3 protein-coding genes are annotated in these 3,165 nt (G+C 58.5%); 2 read left to right on the top strand and 1 reads right to left on the bottom strand.

What is annotated here, in order from left to right:
- Positions 1–303 precede the first annotated feature (303 nt).
- The gene (locus AC1DUU_RS27415; RefSeq protein ID WP_476786504.1) at positions 304–939 is read right to left on the bottom strand and encodes a helix-turn-helix domain-containing protein; all 636 of its coding nucleotides are present in this window, start codon (positions 937–939) and stop codon (positions 304–306) included.
- A gap of 196 nt (positions 940–1,135) precedes the next feature.
- Between AC1DUU_RS27415 and AC1DUU_RS27410 the strand changes: the two genes are divergently transcribed.
- Together AC1DUU_RS27410 and AC1DUU_RS27405 are read left to right on the top strand one after the other, a co-directional pair.
- Positions 1,136–2,875 (top strand): ABC transporter substrate-binding protein, encoded by a 1,740-nt coding sequence (locus AC1DUU_RS27410; RefSeq protein ID WP_476786503.1) that lies wholly within the window; start codon positions 1,136–1,138, stop codon positions 2,873–2,875.
- A 63-nt stretch (positions 2,876–2,938) separates the two neighbouring features.
- Positions 2,939–3,165: ATP-binding cassette domain-containing protein (locus AC1DUU_RS27405; protein ID WP_476786502.1), on the top strand; the 227-nt coding region annotated here is incomplete at its 3' end.

Here is a 3,165-nt window from a genome sequence, read left to right as displayed (position 1 = left end):
GGGCTGGATCCCTCCGCTGAATATGCTCTCAACTTCAACCGCGCAGGGACCTGGCGCTGCGCTCGATCATGGTTCGGCGCGCCACATGCCCCCCACGTCTGTGCTGCCTGAAGCAGGCACCACGTTCGCTTCCGTGAAAGCGACCCTCGCGGATATGGAGCTGGCAACACACTCGCGCGTCGGTATTGTTGCTTTGGCGGTCCCAAGTGGCCCGTGCGCTGACCAGACATCCCCTTCTCGCGTTGCCGGTTGCAAAGTGCATGCTTCTCAAGCCGCGTGTATCTGCGCGAGACCGCTTGTCGATTACTGATCCGACTGGTCGTCCTCGCGACCGTTGGGGAAAAACGGCAACGTGCGAACCCACAGTTCCAGTGTTGTCTCGTTGCCCAATGTCGCAGACCGGTGCGGGAGATGAGATTGAAAATGCATCGAATCCCCCTTGTTCAGGATGTGACGTTCTCCATCCACTTCAAGGAGCATGGTGCCTTCAAGGATATAGACGAAATCTTCGCCTTCGTTGCGCATGATCTCGGACATATGCCCTGCGGGACGACGGACCAGGGAAGGATGCAGCTGGGCGCCGGGAAACCCGCGGCCCAGAAGTTCGTAGCTCCGGCTGATGTCCCCCAGATTGAACGTTTCGCGTTCTCCCTGGCGAGAAACGGCAGCCGTTTGGCGTGGCGCTGGGACGAAGGTGTCGATGTTGGTCCCAAGCGCATCGGCGATGTTGCAGAGCGAAGACAGGGATGGCGTCGACATGCCCCGTTCGACTTGCGACAGGAAACCGATCGACAATCCCACCTTTTCTGACACCTGCTGCAACGTCATTTCAAGGGCACGACGCCGCTTGCGGATTTTTTTCCCGAGCGATGCCTGCGTAAGCTGATCGGCCGCGTCCGTTTGCTCGGTGCTTGGTTGCGAAACCATCTTGAAATCCATCGTGCGCCCGGCCACTGGCAACTATGCGGCGCGCCCTTAGTGAAGTCGATTAATGAGCTGATACCCGATTGTTCGCCAGACTCATAAAGTATTTTTCCACACTATAAAAATTTCACAACAGCTTAAATTTCTTTTGCCTGGCTTGGGTTTTTATGACAGATGTTGGGCATTCACGCTGGTGCTCAGGGAGGAGCGAATGCGCATTCATAAAAGGCCAATTCCGATTTGGGCTGCGATGGTGCTGGCAGGCACCCTCACAGCAAACGTGCAGGCGCAGGAGCCGCAGAAGGGCGGCACACTTCGAATACTCGCCACCGGCGAGCCGGATCACATGGATCCAGCACTTGCGGGTATGGTTCCGACCAACAATCTGATGCGGGCCATTTCCCGGCAACTGATCAGCTACGAGGCTTCGAACGACCCGACCGTCGCGATCAAGYCTGTTGGCGATCTGGCGACAGAAGTGCCACAACCGACCGACAATGGCCTGATCTACACGTTCAAACTGCGCCAGGGCGCCGAGTGGAACGCGCCGTCGGGCGCGCGCCAGATCACTTCCGTGGATGTGGAACGTGGCTTTAAGCGTCTGTGCAACCCGCATCTGCAGGCTGCAACGCTCACCTATTTTACGGCGCTAGTCTCGGGTCTCACCGAATTCTGTAATGGCTTCGCCAAGGTCGAACCGACCGCCGCGGCGATGAAGAAGTACATCGAGGAAAACGATGTGAAGGGCATCGAGACCCCAGACGACAACACCGTCGTCTTCAAGCTCAAGGAGCGGGCCGGAGACTTTATCTACATGCTGTCATTGCCAATGCCTGCACCGGTGCCGGTAGAGACGCTGGAGTACATTCCGGACAGTCCGGAGTACCGCGCCCATTTCATCGGCAGCGGTCCCTACACGATCGGCGAATACGCGCCCGATACGAGCCTCAAGCTCGTGCGCAATCCGGCCTGGAAGGCCGAGAGCGATCCTCTGCGCAAAGCGTATGTGGACGAGATCGAGATCACCATGGGCATGCAGCCCGACGCCATCATGCAGCAGTTGCAGGCAGGCGATGCCGATTTGTCTTATGACATCAATGTTCCGACCGCGATCCTGGCGACGCTTGTCGCCAATGGCGACGAGAAGCTAACCGCGATGTCGGCCGGCAACACCAACTTCTTGTTCATCAACACCGTATCTAGCAACAACAACAGCGCGTTGAAGAACCTTAAGGTCCGTCAGGCGCTGGCTTATGCCGTCGACAAGGCGGCGGTCGCACAGCAATGGGGCGGCATGACGGTCGCCGAACCGGTCGGCGGCATCTTCGGTCTTGGCGTGCTCGGTCATCACAAGTTCGAGCTCTATCCGTCACCGGATTCAAAGGGCGATCCCGAAAAGGCGAAGAAGTTGCTCGCCGAGGCTGGGTTTCGGGATGGGATTACGCTCAAGATGCCTTATCGCAACAAGGATATGGAGGCGACCACCGCCGCTACGATCCAGGCCAGCATGGCACGCGCTGGCATCAAACTTGAGCTCAGCCCGGTCACTGCCGCCGACTACTACTCCAAGTTCATGACCAATCCGATCAACACCAAGAAAGGCACCTGGGACATCGCGCCCGTTGGCTGGACGCCGGATTGGGTCGGGGGCGCGGCGCGCTCCGTGTTCCAGCCACAGTTTACCTTCAACGGCACGCACCAGACTTACAATTACACCGACTACAACAACGCCAAGGCCAATGAGATTGCCGCACAGGCGATCAACGCCACCACACCGGAGGAGACCGGGAAGTTGTGGGCCGAGGTCGATGAGCTCGTGATGGCGGACGTGCCTGTCATTCCGCTGATCGCTAACAAGAACCCGAAGTATCGCAGCGAGGAAGTGCAAAACTACCAGCCTTATGCGCTGGGCGTCGAAGGCGACTGGACCAATCTCTGGCTCGAACGTTGAACTGAGCACAAGCCGGCGCCCGTTGCGGCGCCGGCTTCCGATCCAGTACAAAAGGGTTAGAACGTGGCACTTCTTGAAGTCAAGCAGCTAACGGTCGATATTCCGACCGAGGACGGCGTCGTCCATGCCGTCCGCAACGTCTCATTTTCGGTCAAGCAGGGCTCTCTGTTCGGCATTGCAGGGGAGTCAGGCTCGGGCAAGAGCGTGCTCACCCAGGCGATCGTTGGTCTGCTGCCCAACGCGGACATCAGCGGCGAGGCCTTGTTCGAAGGGCGCAATCTGATCGGGCT

This window comes from Aminobacter sp. P4_H6_2 (genome assembly GCF_056400805.1).
This window is presented reverse-complemented; position numbering and strand designations above follow the sequence as displayed.